Below are 19,168 nucleotides of genomic sequence, written 5' to 3'. Positions count from 1 at the left end.
CCGGCGCCCGGGTGGGCGAAGGCGTCACGGCCCCAGCATTCGAACGGACCGACCGTGGCCCCCTGGCTACACCGATCCGCTATCAACGAATTAGGCGGCAGGGGCTGGTCCAGCGCAGCCCTTGGCGCTGGCCACGGGTGCGGGGGCGGAGCACGCCGCGCCCAGCCACCCAGGGGCTGCGGTCCGCCTCGGTCCTGATGTTGCCGCCCGATCCCGGCCTGGTCGGCAGGGCAGGCGGCGGGCGTCCCGGATGGGGAAGAGCAAAGGGGAGCCCCAGCCGGCCAGTGGCTCACCGACATGCCACGGCCGGGCTCCTCACTGAGAGGGCCCGGCCGGGACGGTTCCGTGCGGGATTACCGGCGCAGCTTCGCGGGGTCGAGGTCGAGGGGGAACGGGTCGGTGAGGGCGGTGGTCTCGCCGACCTGGACGAGGCGGTCGACGTAGACCCCGCGCTCCAGGTGCCCGAGGTAGAGGCGTGGGGCGGGGTCGAGCTCGACACGCCAGTAGTGCGCGATGCCAGCCGCGGCGTACAGGGACGGCTTCATCTTCTTGTCGGCGACTCGGGTGGACGGCGAGGCGATCTCGATGGCCACGACGATGTCGTGCGCGCTCAGGGTGGTGCCGGCCTCGGCGGCGGCCGCTGCGTCGGCGATGACCAGGTCCGGGATCAGCAGCCCGTCGGGCACGACCACGTTGACGGCCTCCAGTACCTCCAGCGGCACGCTGGCCGAGTCGATGGCGGCGCTCAGGATCATGGCGAAGCGGAGGCTGGCGCGCTGGTGCGGGACGCCGGGGCTCGGGCTCATCAGCAGCGCTCCCCCGACGAGCTCGATGCGGTTGCGGGGGTCTTCGGGCAGGGCCAGGACGTCCTCGACGGTCCAGGGCCCGCTGTGCTCGGTGACTGCAACGCTCACAGGTCCCTTCCTTTCACCCGGCACCTGCCCTCATTGTCCCCGGCGGGGACCTCGGGCGGTACCGGCTCACGGATTCGTACGGCGGACCGGCCAAGCAGGCCGGTCACGATCGGGGGTTACGCGGCACCGCTGAGGGTCATCGGCGGTCGGGTCGGGCGCAGCGGGACGGCGCCGGCGCGCAGGGCCTTGTCGTGGCGGGCGCGGCGTTCGGCAAGGACCTGGCTGCTGGTGGCGGCCGCGGTGCGGGCGGCGGCCTCTTCCTGGTCGGCCTTCTCGGCAAGGCCCTGGGCGAACTGGTCCTCGGGTTCGCGTCGGCTGAGGATGGCCTGCTCCTGGCGGGCGATGGCCGCGACGATCGCCGGGTCGACGACGGTGGTGGCGCGGCGGATCTCGGCGAGCGCGCGGTGGTAGCCGGCGCTCGCATCGTCGCGGGTGCGGACCGGGGCCTCGGGCTGCTCGACGGCCTGGTGGTGCTCGGTCCGCTGGTCAGGGCCGGTGGCGGCAATGGCGCGGGGCGCCAGGACCCGCAGATCCCGTACGACCGTCCGGCCGACCTTGCCGTTGATCCGGGCGACCAGCTGCCTGCCGAGCAGGCGCAGCTGGGTGGCGTAGGCCGGGGAGGTGGGCTGGAGGTCGAGCCGTCCGGTGCTCGCGTCGAAGTGCACGGGGACAACCCTGCCGACCAGCTCGGGCGCGATCTCCGCCCACTGGTCGAGGACGCCGCCGCCGGCGGTCGGGGTGTCCCAGGCCCGTTCGGCGACCAGGCTGGCCAAGGCGTCGCCGAGCCCGATCGGGTCGCGGCCGCCGGTGCGGACCGTGGTGCGGTGGGTCGGGCGGGTGGTGGAGCTGCGGCCGCCGGGGGCGTCGGCGCCGCGGGCGCGTGCGGCCTCGCGGGCGGCCTTGAGGGCGACGCGGGCGAGGTCGACGCCGGACGTCTCGGTCACGTGGACCTCCAGGGCTGGTGGATGGTCGTGCGGTGGGTGTGCCGCAGGCGCAGGACCTGGTCGACCAGGCCGTGGGTGTAGAGCTGGCGGGCGTATGCCTCGCCGCAGTCCCGGATGGCCATCAGGACCATCTCCGGGTCCTTCTGGCCGAGGGTGCGCAGCTCGAGGACGTCCTCGCGGGTGAGCTGGTGAAGGTCGGTCAGGCCGTCCTGGTCCTGGGCGAAGAGCGCCAGGTCCTGGGCGTCCTGGCCGCTGGCCATCCGCACCTGGGCGAAGGCGTCGTCGACCAGGCGGCCCACGGCGCGGGTGGCCGGGTCCTGCCAGTCGGTGAGGCGCCACTCGTCCGAGTTCCGGTTGTGGCGGGCCTGCGCGGCGGAGCGGGACTCGCGCCAGTGCTCGACCTGGGCGGCGCGCTCCTTCGGGGTGCGCCAGCTGGGCATCTGGGTCATGCCGCGCAGCCGGTGGGCGAGCAGGCCGGAGGGTCGGTAGCTGCCACGCTGCGGCTCCTCCAGCGTGGACAGCCAGGCGACGACCTCCTCCGCGGTCCAGCCCACGTCCGCGACCTCCCGCACGATCCAGGCGATCCGGGGCACCAGGGCGCGGCGCAGCCAGGGCACCTGGCGGACCAGTTCGGCGGCCAGCTGGTAGCGGCGGACGACGCGGTTGACGGTGCGCTTGCCCCGGCCCTTCGTGGACTTCTTCGCGGTGGTGGACTTCGGCTTCCCGCTCGCGAGGTCCGTCTCAGAGGGGAGGTGAGTACAACTGTCAGTAGGAGCAGTACAGCAACCACCCCCCATTGGGGTGCAACGGTTGTTGGCCGCTGAGGTGCCATCAGCGGCCTGTGCCGCCTGAGACGAGGAGTCGGACGATGGGGTCTGAGCGGTCGTCACCGAGGTCTTCGCGGATGCCTTCGCCCGGGCCGCCCGGACCTTGCGGGAAGCCCGCTTGCCGAGCAGCGCCATCGCCGCCCGCCCGGCCTCCGCGATCCCGACCACCCGCCGTCCGGTGCCCTCCCCGACGGTCCGCACGCCCAGCGCGACGTCGAACTCGGCCGGGATCACCCGGACGAACTCGCTGGCCTTCGCCTTCTCACCGCGGACCCGGGTGCCCTTCGCCACGTAGGCGAGAAGGCCGGCCTCGCGCAGCATGTCCAGCTGGTACTGCGCGGTCCGCTCGGTCACGCCCAGGCGCCGCGCCAGGTAGTCCACGCCCGGACGGCACGGCGACAGCTCCATGAGCAGCTGCGCGGTCCGGATCGCCGTACGGCCCATTTCGCGCGGCCCGTGGGAGCGTGACGGGCGGTAGCATCCCGAAGCGACGACCCAGTGCACCGCCTGCATCCAGCCGTACGGGTCCAACGCGACACGGCCCCGCGTCGTGGCCACCCACTGCTCCGCCACCGGCACCAGCACCCGGGGCAGCACCGGCACGCACGGCACGAACCGCCGCGCCGCCTTCGACACTGCGGAGTCGGCCACCGCGGCGACGTCGGCCGACTTCTGGCGCTGGCTGGGAACGCGCGGAGCGGCCGGGATTACACCCGACGAGGCGTCTACGGCGACACCAACACCCTCACCCAAATGAGTGATGTCTGTCACAGTACCGGGATTGCGGGTGGCCTGTCCGACAACCGGTCCGACAACCGGTCCCCCAGCGAATCCCCTGGAAACGGAGGGTGAGGCGCCTGGATCCCGCCCTGCGGGATCGGCGTCAAGGCCCGCGCCGGGAACACCAAGATCAACAAACATGGGCGGAGAGGACTGGAAAGGGGTCCTGACCTGCTGCAAAATGGCAGAGCCTCCTGCTCTCACACGCGGGAACGCAGAAGCGCCCCCTCGGGGGTGTGGTTCGCCGAGAACCGAAGTACCGCCCTTCCCGGACCCCGGCCGCCAAGTCGGAGCCCGTTCCGGGCCTCGTCCGATCGCCAAATCGGACGAATCACGTAAGACCGCAGTCCAGTGGTTGGCCCCACTGGAAGCGGTCCGGGGTTGCTGGCCTCGCCAAAGGCCGGCGCCCCCAAAACAACTAAGTCACACTGACCCCCTTCGGGGGAGAGGTGTATCCGCATACGACGACGGCACCCCGCCGGAGCGACCTCGAACCGGTCGCCTCCACGGCGGGGTGCCGCATGTGTGCCTGGATTTGGGTACGGGTACCCTTCACTGCGTCACCACCTTCCGTGTGGTTGACCGGGACGGGCCCCCGGCAAGGGGCGCCGATCCACTCTGATGCCGTCCGGACTTGCTCAAGGTCCGGGCGGCAAAGTTCATTTTGGATCACTGACGGGGCAAGCCTACCGCTGTGGACAACACTCGGAGTAGCGGCGAGCGCACCGTGTCGATCTGACGAGCCAACGGCCAGACAGGCCGACAAGTCCCCGATCACTTGGACTCCCGCAGGAGCTTGAGGGCGCCCTCAGCCGAGAGCTCGCAGTTGTCCTTCGCGTCCGTCCAATGCCGGAGCGTCTCGGCCACAGCACGCAGAACCTCGTCCGGCAGGCCCGCCTCGCGCAGCGTGTCGGCGGCCTCTTCCATCTCCGGTGCCCACCTCCACGCCCGTGCGGCCGTCTTGGCGATGTAGTCAGTCTCGGTCAGGTAGCTGCCGGCCCGCTTGCCGGCCACCTCCAACAGTGCCTGGTCGACACCGTGGTCCTGAGCCAGTCCGTAGGAGAGCGCGGCAAGCACGCGGCTGGCCTTCTGATAGGCCGTGTAGGAGACCTTCAGCGCGGAGGCCTGCCCGATCTCCTCGCCCAAGACCGGCGTCGACACCGCGGTGTCCGAGAACAGCGCCGCCACCAGCGCGGCGGCGTCGGACGGGCCGGAGAGGAACAGCTTCGTGCGCTTGCCACCGACCGGCGGGGAGCCAATCACCGAGCCGTCGACCACCGACCGAGCGCTCCGACCCACCAGGTCGGCGATCCGCCGCGCCCTGGCCGGGCTGATCGCGTTGCCCTCGACGTAGACCCCGGCGAACCCAAGCTCAGCGACATCGCGGGCGACATTCTCGGCAGCGGCCGGCGGGCACAGGCTCAGCACGACCTCGGCCCGCTCGAGCAACTCGCCGAGCTCGGCCACCGGCTCCAGCCCGGCGTGCCCCGCGCGCCGTACAGTCGCGGGGCTACGTTCGGCCGAGCACCACAGCACCTGGGCACCGGCTGACACCGCGCAGGCCGCGACGGCCGCGCCCATGCTGCCGGGGTGGAGCACTCCGAGAACCGGCTGTCCTTCGGTCATCGGGCATCTCCACGACCGCGGACGTGTGCGAAGGCGTCCACGGCGGTCTCGGCGATGACGTCCGGCTCGGCCCCGCCCGGCCAGGGGCGGCCGTGCGAGATCCAGATCGTGTGCAGCCCGGCGCCGCGCCCGCCAATGATGTCCAGCTCCGCGTTGTCGCCGATCATCCAGCCGCCCTGGTCGAGGGCCCGGCCGACGCTGGCGGCCGCGGCCTCGAAGACGACCGGGTCGGGCTTCCGAGCGCCGACTTCCTCGGAGATACAGATTGCGTCGACCCGGTCCGAGATACCGCTCGACTTGAGCTTGGCGCGCTGGATCTGGCCGCCACCGTTGGTCACGATGACGACCTGCCAGCCCTCGGCCCGAACGGCATCCAGTGCGTCGAGGACCCCCGGGAAGGGGGCGACCGCAGCGGCGAGTTCGGCGCTGTAGCGGGCCCAGAGGTCCGCGGCCGGCTCGGCCAGGCCGAGCTCGGACTGCAACGCCTCGAACGTGGCCAGGTCGGCGCGGATCCCCATGGCCTCGAGCATCCGACGTTCGGCGGCGGGCACCAGGTTGGCCCCGGCGCAGTAGGAGGTGATCCAGGCGGAGACCGCCGCGCGACGATCGATCAAGGTGTCGTCGAAGTCGACCATCAGCAGCTGAGCACGAAAAGCGAGCGCCCTCGCGATCAGCTCGGCAGCCCGTTCCGGGGAAACGGTGTCGGTCTGGATCACCAGGTCGAACCGGAACCCCTGGTTGGTGTCCAGGTCCGCCTGGGTCGCATCCCACGCGGACAGGCGGGCCAGGGTGTCCTCGTCGCCGCGCCCCGCCGACCGCTCGGCGGTCACCTCCCGGGGACACCACAGAAGGACGCTCAGCCAGTCGGCCTGGTAGTCGTCCAACAGTGCGCGAACCCCGTCGACCTGACCGAGGTGTGCCACCGGCACCCCAACCTCGAAGGCGGCGTCCAACCCGGGCCGGTCGACAACGTAGGTGTTGCCGTAGCGCGAGTTCGAGTAGACGACATCGCCCGCTGCCTCCAGCTCGGCCAGCTGCTCCGCGCTGCCCATCCGGTAGCCGGCGGACTTACCCGAGCCCACCTTCAGCCGCTCGAACTGCCGGTGCCGCTGGTTGTACTTCGTCAGCGCCGCAGTGACGGTGTCCTTGCCGGAGGCGGGCGGCCCGTACAGAAGAACGCCCGAACGGCTGGCCTGGCTACCCACTAGCCCACCATCCCCAGCGCCAGGCGTGCCCGGTCCGCGAGGGAGACCGCGGTGCCGTACCGGTTGTCCACGACCAGGTGCGGCACGACCGGGCGCAGCTCCATGTCGACGCCGGCCATGTAGTCGGACCAGTTCTGGAGCTTCCAGGTGTCCCGCGCGGCCGACCGCTGACCGATGTACTCCCGCATCGAGTCGGCATCGCACTGCACCCAGACGGGAGCGACGGTCACCCCGCGCGCCGCGCACCGGTTCTCCAGCCGCCGCATCCACGCCTCATCGACCATCTCGGCGATGAACGGCGCGGTCAGCACCGTGCTGATCCCGCAGTCCACATTGGCGTAGGCGGCCTTCAGCAGGCACTCGTACTCGAGCGGCCGGACCCGAGACCGGTACAACTCTGACTGGCGGTCGTTCGGCTCCGATCCCAGCTCCACCAACAGGGCCTCCACCAGTGCCCTCGACATCGGGTCTTTGTCCAGCAGCGGCCATCCGGTCAGCTCAGACAGGAACCTCGCGAGCTCGGTCTTCCCCGTCCCGGCGTACCCACCGACCAGCACCAGCGTCGGCGAGTTCGAGTCGCCGCCCGTGTGCCTGCGCTTCCAGGCGTCCATCACCCGCTGCTGGAAGCCGACGGCGTCGACACCGGCAGTGCCGGGAGCCATGTGCGTCAGCGCCCGCTCCACCGCGAGGACATGGCCACCGTTGTGCCTGTGCTCCATCGGGGTCAGCGAGAACGCCGCCTCCTGTTCGCCTGGCAGCGGGTCACGGAAGCCGAGTTGCACGTCGGTAGCGCGGTAGAGCAGCGCGTAGGCCCGCCGGTAGTGCGGCCCCGGATACACCTCACCGAGCTCGTGCTGGCTGATGGTCTGCGGATTCCCCGCCGGCACGCCCCTGAGCTTGGCCTGCTCCGCGACCTTACGCAGTTCCTCACCGGCCTGCTCCTGGGTCAGACCGTGTGCCTCCCGCTGGTCACGCAGCTTGTACGGCTTCCAGCCGGGGTGCTCCGACTTCTTCGCCATGTCCCCCACCACCTCTGTCATCGCCATGCTTCGGAGCCTATGGGCGGCCCGTCGAAATCCATGTGTAGCTGGATGTTGAACCGGGTTGAGAAAGTGCTGTAGCTCTAAGTGATTCTTTGTCAGCTCCGGTTCAGCTGTGATTGGTCTCCATGGACAGCCAAACCGGGAGGACAACAGATGCGTACTGATGAGCGGAACGCGGCGGAGGAGTTGGTCCAGGCCAACGATGTGGGGAGGAACCTCGACCAGCATGCTCTGCCGCAGCGTGTCTTCCTGTGTCAGCCAGCAATGCTCAGTGTCAGCAAATGGTGCAGGGGCGTGGTGCTGACTGTCACAAAGACCGTGGACTCCTGTGGATCGCGAGCAATGCTCAGGATTCGGAAGCCGGGGGTTCCCTCTGCCACACCGAGCGCTGCTGCCGCGGCCTGATCCATGGGTTCGGCAGAGATCATGGTGTCGGTGCGCAGCACGTTCCAGCCGAGCCAGTCAGCGAAACGAACTCCGGCAGGGGGAGACATGCGAGTGGCACCAACCGGGGCCAGCAGGGGCGGGACGCCTTCGTGGCCCTCAGGCTGACGAGAGGCCAGCTCGTAGGGCACGATGGTCAGTTTGTGTTGAACCGGAACACCATCTACCGAGCGGACCCGCGTGCGCTCCACGACATCGGTGTCAGCGATCCCCCACGCAGCCATATACGGAGGTGCGGGCAGTTGACGGACAAGGGTGGTGACCTCGTTGGCCTCACCACCGGATGCCGGCTTCCAGATCGGCACGTTCAAGTCAGGGGGGCCGAACGTGCCGAGGTGGGCCTCGGCGGTTCGGCCAGCGGTGACGACAGTGCCGCTGCCAGCCTCGGTGCGGACCAGGCCTAGGGCCGCTAGCTGCGCGTAGGCCGCCGCGACGGTCTGCTGACTCACGCCGCGTTCATCAGCCAACTTGCGTACGGCGGGGAGGCGCGTCCCGTGGCGGTAGCGCCCGGCCGAAATCCCCTCCCGAATCTCGGCCGCGATGGTGCTGGCGTTCAAGGTTCAGTCTCCTATCGAGCGGCTGCCGGGCTACAGGCTATCGCATCAAGCAGCGAACGTCACCATCTTGACATTCGTCAAGAATTTGAACTATCTTGACACTTGGGAGATAGGCCCCTATCTTCGATTGCATCGGGCCGGTTACGGTCCGCGATGGATGGGCTGGGCCGTAAGCACCACCCGGGTGTCGATGTGCTGTCGGCAGCGTCGAGCAGCACGGAACCGCAGGTGGTAGCCGTCCTTGTGGGCGTCGGATACCAGCACTGAGTAACAGCGGTGTCACCCGCCTTCGGGCGGTGGCGGTCACCTCGGTGACAAGGGGTTGAGCCCTTAGCTCCCCCGCGTCGGACGCCTACATAGCAACACCAGAACCACTTTCTGAGCAGCGTGCTGCGCTGCCTGTCCGCCAGGACGTCGGCCTTCGGGTCGGGCCTGGCGGGCGGAGAGAGCAGCAAGTTCCGCTCCCCGGACTCCCCCTTCTCCCTGCCAGGAGGCCCCGATGCCCGCTCGCACCCGCACCAAGCGCCGCTCAGCTCTCCCCCCGCTGAGGCTCTCGACCCTGCGCCCCCACCTCTACAACCTGCGCCCGGACGAGGTCGCCACCGTGGTCTGCCCCGACTGCCGGACCTGGCAGCGGATCATGGGCGACAAGACGCTCACGATCCGCGACCACTACTCCACCGACCTGTCCGGCGCCCAGCTGGACGCCGGCCAGAGGGACACCCGTTGCCCCTCCGCCCGTCGGATCGTCGAGATCGACGTCCTGGTGGCGCGCTGGGCACGGGACATCGAGGAGGGCAGCACCGAGACTGCGGCCCGCCAGCCCACCAAGGTCCTGCGCAAGGTCAAGGCCCCGCAGCCGCCGGCGGTCCTCCACATCGCGCAGCCCCGTCCGGCCGCCCCGGCGCCGACCGCCGCCGAGCGCGCCGACCAGTGGGCCGACGTCCTGCTGCCGGTGTTCGTCGCGGACGCCCTGCGCCGCATCCCGCTGCACGGCGCGCGCAGCCCGATCGTCCCGCTGACCCTGCCGGCCGGCGCCCGGCCGATCGCTCAGAGGGCCACCGCAGACGAGGTGCTCGCGGTGAGCCCGCTGCGGCGGCACCGCAGCTCGGTCGCCGAGCCCGAGATGCTCTCCGCCTGACCTTCCGCCAGCAGTACGAACCGTCACGGCCGCCGCCGACCCCGACCTGCCGGGGTGGGCGGCGGCCGTCGCCTTGCCCCGCACAACAGCCCGTCCAGCGAGACCACCCCGAGGAGACCGCGATGCCCGAAACCCCCGCCGCCGCCGCTCAGCTCGCCGACGCCTACACCTGGTACTCGACCGGCCTGCGCGACCTGGTGCGGGAACTGCTGGACGAGGCCGGCCTGGACACCGCCAGCGACACCGTTGACGACCTGTGCGGCGACCTGTGGCTGCACGCGGCGGAGCGCGCCGCTTCCCACGGCGGCCTCTCCTTCACCGAGATCCTCGACGCCCTGGACGCCCACGCCGTAGCCCTTGTGGACGGCCTCCACGGCCAGCCGCCGGTGACCGACGAGGGTCGGCTCGACACCGCCACGGACCCGGCCGACATCGCCGAGCTCGCCCTCGCCGCCGCGGACAGGGCCGGCCGCCAGCCGCTCCCCCGCCAGCACGCCGCCGAGCGCCCCCACCCTCAGCGCGCAGCGGCCTGATGCGTATCCACCTGGTCGCCTACCTGGCCCGTACCAGCGACGGCGCGGAGCACGGCGTGGCCCGCGTCCCGTCGGGGCGGGGCCGGCCGTCGTGGCACGAGTGTGCGGCCGTCGTCCCCGGTTTCCTCACCGGGCAGTACCTCGGCGCCGCGCCCGAGCCGGACGAGACCTGGTCGGCGCGTCGATCCGCCTGACCCACCACAACGTACGAACCGTCACTGTGTCGCCCACCCCGCCGGTCGGTGTGGGCGACGCAGTGGTTGCTCGTGCAGCCAGAACAGCAAAGGGCCCCGGGGTTGCGCCCCCGGGGCCGAGTCGGTCGCACCACCCACCCCGCTCAGGACGAGAGGCCAACGACCGTGAACACCATCATGCACGACGACGAGGACACCACCCTCGACCTCTACCACCGCTACTCCGCCCGCCTCCTCGCCGCCGCGACCGAGCGCCTCGCCGCCATCGGCCCCGACGCCACCAGCCTGGACGAGGACGTCACCCAGGACGTGTGGGCCGAGGTCGCCGCCGGCGACTACCCGACCGGCCACTGCGGCCTGGACGGCCTGCTCGTCCTCCTCGACAGCGCTGTCCGCCGGGTCCGCGCCGTCCGCACTCGCGAGTGGCCGGCCGGACTCCCCCAGGCCCGCCCCCGCACCCAGGCGCCCGACCTCCTCGAGACGCTCGCCGGCCAGACCACCGCCGTCCCCACCCAGCCCTGGCCCCGGCCGCTCCCGACCGCCGCCTCCGCCGTCGCCGCCCTGCACACCCTCCCCCTGGCCGGCTGACCCCGATGACCGACCAGGCCCTCGCCGAGCTCCAGCGCCAGATCCAGGAACAGGCCGACCGCCTCGCGGCGCAGCATGCCGCCGAACGCGCGCTCGCCGAGCAGCTCCGCCAGCAGCAGGCCGCGCAGGGAGGCACCCAGTGACCAGCACCCACACCGAGCGCGCCTTCGGCGGCAGCAGCGGCGACGGTAAGCCGCCGACCGACCCGCACCCGCCGATCACCTCCAAGAAGAGGGGCAGCTGATGACCGCGCGCGTCCCCAGCTCCACCTACGACACCGACCTGCTGCTGCGCCTCGCGGCGCAGGCCACCGCCCGGACGGTTCACCGCCGGCCGGACCAGGCCGCCCCGGCCCGGCCGACGCAGCCGACGATCGAGCAGCCCACCGCGAAGTAGCCGCCCTGAACCTCGCGCCGCTGGGAGTGCCCGGCGGCGCCCAACCAGAGAGGACCACGCCCGTGATGACGGACGAGGAGTACGAGGCCTGGCAGGCCGGGCTGGAGCAGATGAACCGCGACTACGAGGCCGCCGACCAGGCCGAGTACGCCGCCTACATGGCCGAGTTCGACGCCCGCGACGTCGCGGTCTGGGCCGATCCGGTCCTGGAGCAGCCGGCCGTCGGCGGGGCGCTCCTGGAGCAGCGGCACGTCCTGTTCGAGGCTGCGCACCCGGAGCAGGCCGAGGCGTTGCGGCGCCTCGCCGCCTTGGCCTGATCGCGCGTCGGTTGGTTGTCGTTCGCCGCCGTGCCCCGTCCCCGGGACCACCCGGGGTGCGGGGCACGGCGGCGAACGACGGTGCCCGACGCACCGGTTCCACCCACCCGGCACTCCCTGGAGGACATCACCATGCGCTGGACGCCTGCCGCCCGTGCCACCCTGGCCGCCAACCTCGAACAGGCCGCCGACAACGACGCGGCCGCCGCGGACAGCGGCCGCGCCGTCGCCGCCGACCCGACCGCCGCCCCGGCCGCCCGGCGGCAGGCCGTCACCGCCGCCGGGTTCCTCGACGACCAGGCCCGCCACCTGCGGGCCGACGCCGCCGCCGTTCGCGGTGGGGCCGATCCCGTCGAGCTCGGCTACCCCACCCCCTGATTGGCCGCCTCGGTCGCTGTCGTTCGCCTCCGCCCCGGGCCACCGGGTGCGGAGGTGTTCGTCGATGCCCGACGCACCGGATCGCAGACCCGAAGACAGAAGGAGCTCGAATGACCACCCGTACCCACACCGCGCCCGCCGGTCCCGCCGTCCTCGACCTGACCCAGCACAGCGGCCGGATCACCGTCCGGGTCGACCGCACCGCCACCCAGGCCGGCATCACCGTCAGCACCACCGCCGAATCGGGCCCGGTCGCCGAGGCGGTCCGCAACACCGGGATCGAGCAGACCGGCCAGCGGATCACGGTGACCGTCCCGGAGGTCCCCGGCATGGCGATCTCCGGCGGCGACATCAACATCAGCGGCGGCCGCTTCACCATGGGCGGAATCAACTTCGTCGGTGGCGTCAGCGGCCGGGTCGTCATCAACGGCGTCGACGTCACCCAGGCCGTCAACGGCGGCACCCCGCCCGCCGAGATCGAGACCACCATCGTCCTGCCGCCGAACTCCTGGGCGCGGCTGACCACCCACACGGCGACCACCCGGGCGACGGGCCCGCTGGAGTCCCTCGACTACTCCGGCACCTCCGGCATCCTCAGCGCCGACGAGGTCGGCGACCTGGCGGTCAACCTCACCTCCGGCCGCGCGACGGTCGCCCGGGTCACCCGGAAGCTGAACGCGGTCCTGACCTCCGGCAACTTCGGCGTGCACGCCTACGACGGCGGCGACGCCCGTCTCACCCTGACCTCCGGCAACGCCCACATCGCCGCGACGCCGGTCAGCCGCGGCCGCTTCTCCATCGGCCTGACCTCCGGCAACGCCACGCTCACCGGCACCCGGCACCTCGACGTCAGCCGCCGCGTCACCAGCGGCTACCTCAGCGTCAACTGACCACCGCCCGGCGCACGGCCGCCCTACAGAGAGGACATTCCCATGGGTAACCACCCCGCTTGGATGGCTGGACACCTGCCCCCGAGCCAGCCGATCCGCCGGCCCGGCGTGCTCCGCCGGGCCCTCGATGCGATCGGCGGCTACACCACCTACTGCTGCCCCGACCCGACCTGTGACGTGCGGATCCGCGTGCGCGGCATGAAGCCCGGCGAGCAGCGCCGTTATCAGGAGCTCGCCGCCGACCACGCCCGCCACGGCAGCTAGGCCTGACCGCGTCGGTTGGTTGTCGTTCGCCGCCGCGTCCCGCCCCGCCAGCACAGGAGCAGGGCGCGGCGGTGTTCGACGGTGCCCGACGCACCGCCCGCCAGCCTCGGCTGCTGCGCCCGCGGCGAGGAGGTTGCCCGCTACGTCCAGCTGGTTCTGGACGCCGACGGCACCGCCGACCGCCTCGCCTGGCTGCGCCGCCCCTGACCCAGCCGCGCCTTCCCCGCGCACCCTATATAGAGGAGGAGCCCGCTGTGGCTGCCCGCACCCGCACTCCCGCCCGCCGCCCGGCACCGACCAAGACCACCACGCCGAAGACCACCACGGCCACGACCATGCCGGTGCCCCGCGACGAGACCGCCGACCAGGCCGGCGCCGGCGCGCTGCTGGAGGCCGCCCGCGCCGAGGCCGACCAGCTGCGCACCACCGCGCAGGCCGACGCCGACCAGTTGCTCGCCGAGGCCCGCCAGAGGCTGGCCGATGCCGAGCAGCACGCCGAGGACGTCCGGGCGCGGGCCGGCACCGTCCTGGCGCAGGCCCAGGAGCAGGCGAAGGCGACGACCGCCGAGCTGGAGGAGCGGCTGACCGTCGCTCGCGACGAGCTCGCCGACGCCCTCAAGCAGCGCACCGCCGCCGAGCAGCACGTCGCCCGCCTGGCGGCGCTGACCGAGCAGCAGATCGCGGCGGCCGAGGACACGGTGGCCCGGGCCCGGACGATCGCCGACGGCGACCTCGCCGCGGCCGAGCAGACCGTGGCCCGGCGCCGCCAGGCCGCCGAGAAGCTCCAGCGCGAGGCCGAGGCCGAGGGCGAGCGGATCGTCGGCGCGGCCCGGGAGCGGGCGCAGCAGATCCTGGCCGACGCCGAGCAGGCCAAGGAGCAGGCCCGCGCGGAGGCCGAGCAGGTCGCCGCGCACGCCGAGCACCTGGTCGCCGAGGCGAAGAAGCAGGCGGTGGACCTGGTCACCCTGGCCGAGCAGGACGCCGAGGCCCGCCGGGAGTCGGCGGCCCGGGCGCGCGAGGAGGCCGAGACTGACGCGGAGCAGCTGCGCGGCCAGGCCCGGGCGGCGGTCGAAGCCGCGGAGGAGGAGGCGGCGCAGATGCTGGACCAGGCGAGGGAGCAGGTGGGCGAGCTGCTCGCGGGCGCCGAGTCGACGGCGGAACAGCGCGAGCGGGAGGCGGCCGAGGTGCTGGCCGCCGCGCAGGGCCAGGCCGAGGAGGCGGTGGCCGAGGTGAAGTCGAGGGCGGAGGCAACGGCGTCGGGACTCATCCGCAAGGCGGAGGAGGAGGCCGCCGGACACCTGTCCGACGCCGAGGACAAGGCCCGGCAGCTGGTCGGCGACGCCGAGGACCGGGTGCGCGAGGTACTCGGTGCCGGCGCCCGCCAGCAGGCCGACGCGCAGGTCCGCCTCGCGGCGATCCGCGAGGAGGCCGAGGAGGCGGAGGCCCTGGTCGCCAAGACGAGGGTCCGCCAGGGGTTCGTCGACAAGTGGGGGCCGCGGGTCGCCCTCGCCGCGACGATCGTTCTCACCGCGTCCGGTGAGTTCGCGCTCGCCAAGATGTCGGGCTGGCCGCAGGAGGTTGCCTGGGCGCTGCCGCTGGCCATCGACGTTTACGTCGTCCAGTCGTTCCGCCGGCACAAGGACGTGCTCGGCGCGATCGTCCTGATGGTTGCGGCGAACGCGGTCTACCACCTCGCGGCGGCCGGCCTGGTCGGCGTGCACACCTCCGGCCCGGACAAGGGCAAGCCGCTGTGGTGGCTCATCGTGACGGTCGCGGCGATCGCGCCGTGGGTGATGTGGCGCCTGCACCACATCACCGCCGAGGACGAGAGCGCCCACGGCGATGGCGGGACCGGGCCCGGTGAGACCGAGACCGAGCCGGACGACGGTGAGACCAGCGACTCGGTCTACGGCAGTCTCAGCGACGACTTCGCGGTCCTGGCGCCCGAGCCGGGCATCGACCCGGCCGGTGCGCGAGACCCACGTGAGATCGAGCCCGGCCAGGTTGAGACCGGCGGCCGTGAGACCGGCCGCCCGATGCGACTGGTTGAGACCGGCGACAGCGAGCGTGAGACCGGCAGGTCAGAGCGTGAGACCGACGGTGAGACCGGACCGGGCACGGCGCTCGCCAAGCGCGGCAGTGAGACCAGGAGGCGCCCTTCCGCTCAGGACGCCGAGATCGAGGGCGAGATCACCGCGCTGCTCAGTCTCATGCACCGCCGGGGCGGCGCCGGCCAGGTCTCACTGGACGACGCCGAGGAGGTCACCGGCAAGAGCCGCGCGACGGCGGCCCGGCGCCTTGAGACCGCACGGGGCCGTTACCGCAAGACCGGCTGAGACCGGGCGACCCGCTGACGCTCCGACAGGACGCCCGGCGGCGGTCCGGCCTCATCGCGTAAGTCACAGAGAGCAACCAAAACAGCTGTCGGTCTCTCCGGTGGTCACCAGGACGCACCAATCGTCCTGGTGACCCCCGACGGCGCCGACGGCGCCGAGCACACCGTACCGAGCACCAGGAGCACGGCCCCGGCTGCTGGTGGTGCCACCCCCGGCTGCGCCGCCGTCGCTGACCGACCGTCCCATCCACCGAGATCCGGGCCTCTCGGCTGGTCCCCGGCACCCCCAGACCAGGGGGTTTGCCGGGGGTCGGCGAAGGCGTCCGGCCCCGGCGCGCCGAGCACCACCGTAGCGACCCGGACATCCGGCCGGAGCCCGGGTCGACAACCCATCACCTGGAGGACTCACGTGTCCCAGAACCACAAGATCCCGTGGACGTCCGAGCACCTGCTCAAGCCGCAGGGCACCGCCCTGTTCGCCGCCCAGCAGCGCGAGCGGCTGCGGCAGATGGCCAACGAGATCCAGGGGCTGCTGAGCGAGTACCGCGCGGCCCTGGAGAACATCCGAATCGACGGGGACAAGCCGCTGGAGCCCAAGGTCCGGGCGTTCCGGGCGACCCGGCCGATGGCCTCCATGGAAAAGCACCTGCGGGAGGCCCTGAACGAGGCCGGAGACGTCGACGCGGAATTCATCCGCTTCTACAAGGAGCTCCCGGTCAAGCGAGAGCAGCGCGCGGCTGCGAAGGCGCTCAGGAAGGCCCGCAGGGCCGAAGCCAAGAAGGGTCGTGGAATGCAGGCTGTGGACACGGCTGCGGGCCTCCACGGAATCGCTTCCGGATTCTCTGAAAGCCAGCGCGAAAGCAGCGAGGGAAAGTCCCAGGAAAAGCCTGCGGCGACGTTCCTGGATTTCCTGAAGGAGGCGTGAATCCGTGCCGCTCACACCGGGGCAGGCCGCCCACTGGAACCAGCGCATCGCGGCGACCGCGACGAATTCCGACCGCGCGCAGGCGTTGTGGGACCTGGCCCGCACGATGGCCGGCCGGGACGAGGCGGCCTGGGCGGACCTGGTACGGACGCTCACCGCATGGACGCAGGCCCGGGCCGGCTCCTGACGGGCCGGTCGGCGGCGTGACTCTTCGCGCTCACCGAAACCGCCGCGATGTCGTCATCCGGGGTCCCCACGTGCGCGCACAGTGCGCGCACGCGAGAGGCCCCGATCTGGTGACGGACAGTGACGAACGATTGGAGGCGGCCGGATGGCCGACGACACCACGGGGACCGTGCTCGGCTTCCCCGGCCTGACCCTGCCGGGGGTCGTGGGCGAGGACGGCCCCGGCGACGGCATGCCGACCCTGGCCCCGCTGACCACCGAATTCAGCCCGCCCGCGTCCCTTTTCATTCCCGAGGCCCCCGTCCTCGGCGGGGAAACGGAAACGGCGGCCAGCGGAATGGAGGCAGCCCCGACTGTCGGCTCCGGATCGCTCGCCGGGGTCGCCTCGATGTCCACCGTGATGATGGCCGGGATCACGGTCGCGGCCCTGCGCGGCGCCTATCACACGGTCGAATACCTGAAGGCCCGCGCCGAGCACCACAAAGCCGTCCGAGACCAGCAGGGCGCGGCCGCCGGAAAAGCGAATGCCCAACTCGAAAGGGCCCGCTCCGCCGCCCTCGCGGCACAGCAGCCGGGCCGTTCGCAGGCCGGTCCGGAATTCGGCCGGGGCTCGCGGAGTTCTGGTTCGAATTCCTCCCCGAATTCGGCCAGGACGAACAGCGGAGTGCCTTCGACGTTCCGTTCCACCGGGCAATCGGGGCCCGGCGGCGCGCAGCATCGCAGGCCCGAGACGGGCCGTGGGGGCGGGCAGGACGGCCGTCCGGGCCCGGCGGGCACCGCCGGGCCCGGACGGGTCCAGGAGGCCCGCAGGAGGGCCCTGGAGGACTCTGGCCGAAAGCGCGGCCCGGACGGCAATTCCGATGACCGGAAAGGCCGCCGAAACGGCGGCGGAAACGGCCCGTCCGACATCGGCCGGGACCGCCCCGGGCGGCAGCCGGCCCCCGGCTCGAAGGACCCCGCCGACCGGACGAACAAGCTCGACCGGAAGGACCGCCCCGGGCGGCAGCCGGCCGGGCCGGACACGATCCGTGGAGCGGCCCGCCAGCGCGCCGCCGGACGGATCCTGAACGGCCCGGCGGACAAGCAGTCGGCCCCCGGCTCGAAGGACCCCGCCGACCGGACGAACAAGCTCGACCGGAAGGACCGCCCCGGGCGGCAGCCGGCCGGAGCGGACACGATCCGCGGGGCGGCCCGCCGCCGGGCCGCCGACCGGATCACCACCGGCACCTGGAAGCCCACCGGCGCCCACGGCGGTGACGGCGCCACCCCGACCACCATCCGCGGCGCGGTCCGCAAGCGAGCGGTCGACCGGATCCTCAACGGCAAGAAGCCCAAGGACACGACGGACACGACGAAGGACGGCACAACGGACACGCCGAACCCGTCGGCGCCCGGTACCGAACTCGCCGTCCGGCCCGCGTCGGCCAAGACCGGTGCCGGCACACAGAGCACCTCCGGCGACAGCGAGCGCAACGCCTCGTCCGCCGGCGACGGCCCGACCACCGGGCGCCGCACGAAGAGGCTGTTCACCCCCGGCGGCGCCACCGGCTCCAGGCCCTGGCGCGTGCGCAAACCCGGCACCACCGCCCCCGGCACTCCCGGGGACAAGAAGCGCAGGAAGCAGGAACAGAAACAGGAGCGCCGCACGCGCAAAGCCCGCGACCGGGCCCGGCGAGCGAACGCCCGCCGCTGCGGCAGGGCCCACCAGAACCACCGGGACGGCGAGCCGGAGCAGACCTGGAAGGACAAGCCGTGGGCGGGAGAGGGGTTCCTCGCCTATCTCCTGAGGGTGAACCCCCGCCTCGCGGACAAGATGGCGAAAGCCCAGGAGAGGCGACGCCGGCGGGACGAGGAACGCGAGGCCCGGGACCAGGACGAGGCGGGCGGCAGGTGGCGACGGGACCGCTGGTGGGAGCACTACAAGAAGTACATCTGGCCCGCCTCGCCGTACGGCGACGACGGACTCGACGAGGAGAACGCGGGCTGGCCGGGGATGCGTGATCCGCACTCGTGGCTCTGCGGGTGCGACGACTGCAACCGGCCCCGGCCCGGCGACAATTTCGGGCCGCCGCCGGGCTGGGTTCACAGTCCGGGCACCGCGGCGCGGCGCGCCGACCGGCCCGATCCCGACGTGGACGCTCCCGCGATCGGCCGGGGCCAGGCCGCGCTTCCCCGTGCCCCCTTCAAGGGCCCGCACGCCCGGCCCGGCACCACCCGCCCGATCCCGATGCCCCCGGCCCCGCCCGCTCCTGGAGGACGACCCGTGACCATCCCCGTGCCCAGAGCGGCGCACGGCACCCAGTACGCCGACGCGGACCTGACGATCTACGACGTCATCGAGGCCGACGCCGACATGGCGGAGGAGATCCTGGCCGGCGCCGACGAGGCCCGCCTGGCGGCCGAGGGCTGCGAGAGGCTCCTCGGCCGCCTGGAGGCCCTGCACGCCAAGGTCGTCGACCTCAAGGTCCCCGGCGTCCTGGAGGGCATGGTCGCCGCCCTGATCGACAAGACCGAGACGGTCAAGGCGAAGGCGGAGGCCGTCGCCGAGACCATCCCGGCCGCCTCCGAGGCCATCGCCCAGGCCGGGGCCAACGCCGCCCGCCGCGACCAGCCGTTCGCCGACACCGTGCGCGACATGGGCCACACCGCCCCCGCCGAGCGCGAGTACCACGGCAAGTAGG

The 19,168-nt window shown here is 72.3% G+C and carries 22 protein-coding genes; 15 read left to right on the top strand and 7 right to left on the bottom strand.

Annotated features, from left to right (window positions below):
- Positions 1 to 353 precede the first annotated feature (353 nt).
- The 7 genes from ACWGJO_RS16825 to ACWGJO_RS16795 form a co-directional block, all read right to left on the bottom strand.
- Positions 354 to 914 (bottom strand): Uma2 family endonuclease, encoded by a 561-nt coding sequence (locus ACWGJO_RS16825; RefSeq protein WP_452184487.1) that lies wholly within the window; start codon positions 912 to 914, stop codon positions 354 to 356.
- Between the two features lie 116 nt (positions 915 to 1,030).
- A complete protein-coding gene (locus ACWGJO_RS16820) occupies positions 1,031 to 1,858 on the bottom strand; it encodes a DciA family protein (RefSeq protein WP_452184485.1) in 828 nt (275 codons plus the stop codon).
- A complete protein-coding gene (locus ACWGJO_RS16815; protein ID WP_452184483.1) occupies positions 1,855 to 3,336 on the bottom strand; it encodes a transcriptional regulator in 1,482 nt (493 codons plus the stop codon). The genes ACWGJO_RS16820 and ACWGJO_RS16815 overlap by 4 nt, the downstream gene beginning before the upstream one ends.
- A 903-nt stretch (positions 3,337 to 4,239) precedes the next feature.
- The gene (locus ACWGJO_RS16810) at positions 4,240 to 5,091 is read right to left on the bottom strand and encodes an NAD(P)-dependent oxidoreductase (protein ID WP_359908646.1); all 852 of its coding nucleotides are present in this window, start codon (positions 5,089 to 5,091) and stop codon (positions 4,240 to 4,242) included.
- Positions 5,088 to 6,296 (bottom strand): HAD family hydrolase, encoded by a 1,209-nt coding sequence (locus ACWGJO_RS16805; protein WP_359908643.1) that lies wholly within the window; start codon positions 6,294 to 6,296, stop codon positions 5,088 to 5,090. The genes ACWGJO_RS16810 and ACWGJO_RS16805 overlap by 4 nt, the downstream gene beginning before the upstream one ends.
- Entirely contained in the window at positions 6,296 to 7,342 is a 1,047-nt protein-coding gene (locus tag ACWGJO_RS16800; protein ID WP_359908640.1) for an AAA family ATPase, read from the bottom strand. Before ACWGJO_RS16800 ends, ACWGJO_RS16805 begins: the two co-directional genes overlap by 1 nt.
- A 251-nt stretch (positions 7,343 to 7,593) precedes the next feature.
- Positions 7,594 to 8,340 carry a GntR family transcriptional regulator gene (locus ACWGJO_RS16795; protein ID WP_452184480.1) on the bottom strand — a complete coding sequence of 249 codons (747 nt, stop codon included), beginning with the start codon at positions 8,338 to 8,340 and terminating at the stop codon, positions 7,594 to 7,596.
- 499 nt (positions 8,341 to 8,839) lie between these two features.
- Here ACWGJO_RS16795 and ACWGJO_RS16790 point away from each other — a divergent pair, with 499 nt between their 5' ends.
- The 15 genes from ACWGJO_RS16790 (at position 8,840) to ACWGJO_RS16720 (ending at position 19,167) form a co-directional block, all read left to right on the top strand.
- The gene (locus ACWGJO_RS16790) at positions 8,840 to 9,481 is read left to right on the top strand and encodes a hypothetical protein (RefSeq protein ID WP_452184478.1); all 642 of its coding nucleotides are present in this window, start codon (positions 8,840 to 8,842) and stop codon (positions 9,479 to 9,481) included.
- Positions 9,482 to 9,603: 122 nt separating this feature from the next.
- Positions 9,604 to 10,014 (top strand): hypothetical protein, encoded by a 411-nt coding sequence (locus tag ACWGJO_RS16785; RefSeq protein WP_452184476.1) that lies wholly within the window; start codon positions 9,604 to 9,606, stop codon positions 10,012 to 10,014.
- A complete protein-coding gene (locus ACWGJO_RS16780) occupies positions 10,014 to 10,208 on the top strand; it encodes a hypothetical protein (RefSeq protein ID WP_452184474.1) in 195 nt (64 codons plus the stop codon). Before ACWGJO_RS16785 ends, ACWGJO_RS16780 begins: the two co-directional genes overlap by 1 nt.
- A 165-nt stretch (positions 10,209 to 10,373) precedes the next feature.
- The gene (locus ACWGJO_RS16775; RefSeq protein WP_452184472.1) at positions 10,374 to 10,796 is read left to right on the top strand and encodes a hypothetical protein; all 423 of its coding nucleotides are present in this window, start codon (positions 10,374 to 10,376) and stop codon (positions 10,794 to 10,796) included.
- A 5-nt stretch (positions 10,797 to 10,801) separates the two neighbouring features.
- A complete protein-coding gene (locus ACWGJO_RS16770; protein WP_452184470.1) occupies positions 10,802 to 10,939 on the top strand; it encodes a hypothetical protein in 138 nt (45 codons plus the stop codon).
- Between the two features lie 100 nt (positions 10,940 to 11,039).
- Positions 11,040 to 11,192 carry a hypothetical protein gene (locus ACWGJO_RS16765; protein ID WP_452184468.1) on the top strand — a complete coding sequence of 51 codons (153 nt, stop codon included), beginning with the start codon at positions 11,040 to 11,042 and terminating at the stop codon, positions 11,190 to 11,192.
- Positions 11,193 to 11,257: 65 nt separating this feature from the next.
- Positions 11,258 to 11,509, top strand: a complete 252-nt coding sequence (locus tag ACWGJO_RS16760; RefSeq protein WP_452184466.1) for a hypothetical protein — start codon at positions 11,258 to 11,260, stop codon at positions 11,507 to 11,509.
- A 132-nt stretch (positions 11,510 to 11,641) separates the two neighbouring features.
- Positions 11,642 to 11,887: a hypothetical protein gene (locus ACWGJO_RS16755; RefSeq protein ID WP_452184464.1), complete on the top strand. Its 246-nt coding sequence runs from the start codon at positions 11,642 to 11,644 to the stop codon at positions 11,885 to 11,887.
- Between the two features lie 110 nt (positions 11,888 to 11,997).
- Positions 11,998 to 12,777, top strand: coding sequence for a DUF4097 family beta strand repeat-containing protein (locus ACWGJO_RS16750; RefSeq protein WP_452184462.1), 780 nt, complete (start codon positions 11,998 to 12,000; stop codon positions 12,775 to 12,777).
- Positions 12,778 to 12,840: 63 nt separating this feature from the next.
- On the top strand, positions 12,841 to 13,041 hold the full coding sequence (locus tag ACWGJO_RS16745) for a hypothetical protein (RefSeq protein WP_452184460.1): 201 nt from the start codon (positions 12,841 to 12,843) through the stop codon (positions 13,039 to 13,041).
- A gap of 81 nt (positions 13,042 to 13,122) precedes the next feature.
- Positions 13,123 to 13,248 (top strand): hypothetical protein, encoded by a 126-nt coding sequence (locus ACWGJO_RS16740; protein WP_452184458.1) that lies wholly within the window; start codon positions 13,123 to 13,125, stop codon positions 13,246 to 13,248.
- Positions 13,249 to 13,295: 47 nt separating this feature from the next.
- Complete coding sequence (locus ACWGJO_RS16735) at positions 13,296 to 15,377, top strand: hypothetical protein (protein WP_452184456.1); 2,082 nt, start codon at positions 13,296 to 13,298, stop codon at positions 15,375 to 15,377.
- 408 nt (positions 15,378 to 15,785) lie between these two features.
- The gene (locus tag ACWGJO_RS16730; protein WP_452184454.1) at positions 15,786 to 16,301 is read left to right on the top strand and encodes a hypothetical protein; all 516 of its coding nucleotides are present in this window, start codon (positions 15,786 to 15,788) and stop codon (positions 16,299 to 16,301) included.
- 4 nt (positions 16,302 to 16,305) lie between these two features.
- A complete protein-coding gene (locus ACWGJO_RS16725) occupies positions 16,306 to 16,488 on the top strand; it encodes a hypothetical protein (protein ID WP_452184452.1) in 183 nt (60 codons plus the stop codon).
- Positions 16,489 to 16,632: 144 nt separating this feature from the next.
- A complete protein-coding gene (locus ACWGJO_RS16720) occupies positions 16,633 to 19,167 on the top strand; it encodes a hypothetical protein (RefSeq protein ID WP_452184450.1) in 2,535 nt (844 codons plus the stop codon).
- Position 19,168 lies beyond the last annotated feature (1 nt).

It is taken from the genome of Kitasatospora sp. NPDC054795 (assembly GCF_053611565.1).
Note: the sequence above shows the minus strand (reverse complement) of the source record. Positions and strands in the feature narration are given on the sequence as shown.

What these genes read in the sequence shown, in the direction of transcription:
- ACWGJO_RS16810 (WP_359908646.1), bottom strand. Translation starts at nt 5,091, where the DNA reads ATGACCGAAGGACAGCCGGTTCTCGGAGTGCTCCACCCCGGCAGCATG.
- ACWGJO_RS16800 (WP_359908640.1), bottom strand. Translation starts at nt 7,342, where the DNA reads ATGGCGATGACAGAGGTGGTGGGGGACATGGCGAAGAAGTCGGAGCAC.
- ACWGJO_RS16790 (WP_452184478.1), top strand. Translation starts at nt 8,840, where the DNA reads ATGCCCGCTCGCACCCGCACCAAGCGCCGCTCAGCTCTCCCCCCGCTG.
- ACWGJO_RS16785 (WP_452184476.1), top strand. Translation starts at nt 9,604, where the DNA reads ATGCCCGAAACCCCCGCCGCCGCCGCTCAGCTCGCCGACGCCTACACC.
- ACWGJO_RS16780 (WP_452184474.1), top strand. Translation starts at nt 10,014, where the DNA reads ATGCGTATCCACCTGGTCGCCTACCTGGCCCGTACCAGCGACGGCGCG.
- ACWGJO_RS16770 (WP_452184470.1), top strand. Translation starts at nt 10,802, where the DNA reads ATGACCGACCAGGCCCTCGCCGAGCTCCAGCGCCAGATCCAGGAACAG.
- ACWGJO_RS16765 (WP_452184468.1), top strand. Translation starts at nt 11,040, where the DNA reads ATGACCGCGCGCGTCCCCAGCTCCACCTACGACACCGACCTGCTGCTG.
- ACWGJO_RS16760 (WP_452184466.1), top strand. Translation starts at nt 11,258, where the DNA reads ATGACGGACGAGGAGTACGAGGCCTGGCAGGCCGGGCTGGAGCAGATG.
- ACWGJO_RS16755 (WP_452184464.1), top strand. Translation starts at nt 11,642, where the DNA reads ATGCGCTGGACGCCTGCCGCCCGTGCCACCCTGGCCGCCAACCTCGAA.
- ACWGJO_RS16750 (WP_452184462.1), top strand. Translation starts at nt 11,998, where the DNA reads ATGACCACCCGTACCCACACCGCGCCCGCCGGTCCCGCCGTCCTCGAC.
- ACWGJO_RS16745 (WP_452184460.1), top strand. Translation starts at nt 12,841, where the DNA reads ATGGCTGGACACCTGCCCCCGAGCCAGCCGATCCGCCGGCCCGGCGTG.
- ACWGJO_RS16720 (WP_452184450.1), top strand. Translation starts at nt 16,633, where the DNA reads ATGGCCGACGACACCACGGGGACCGTGCTCGGCTTCCCCGGCCTGACC.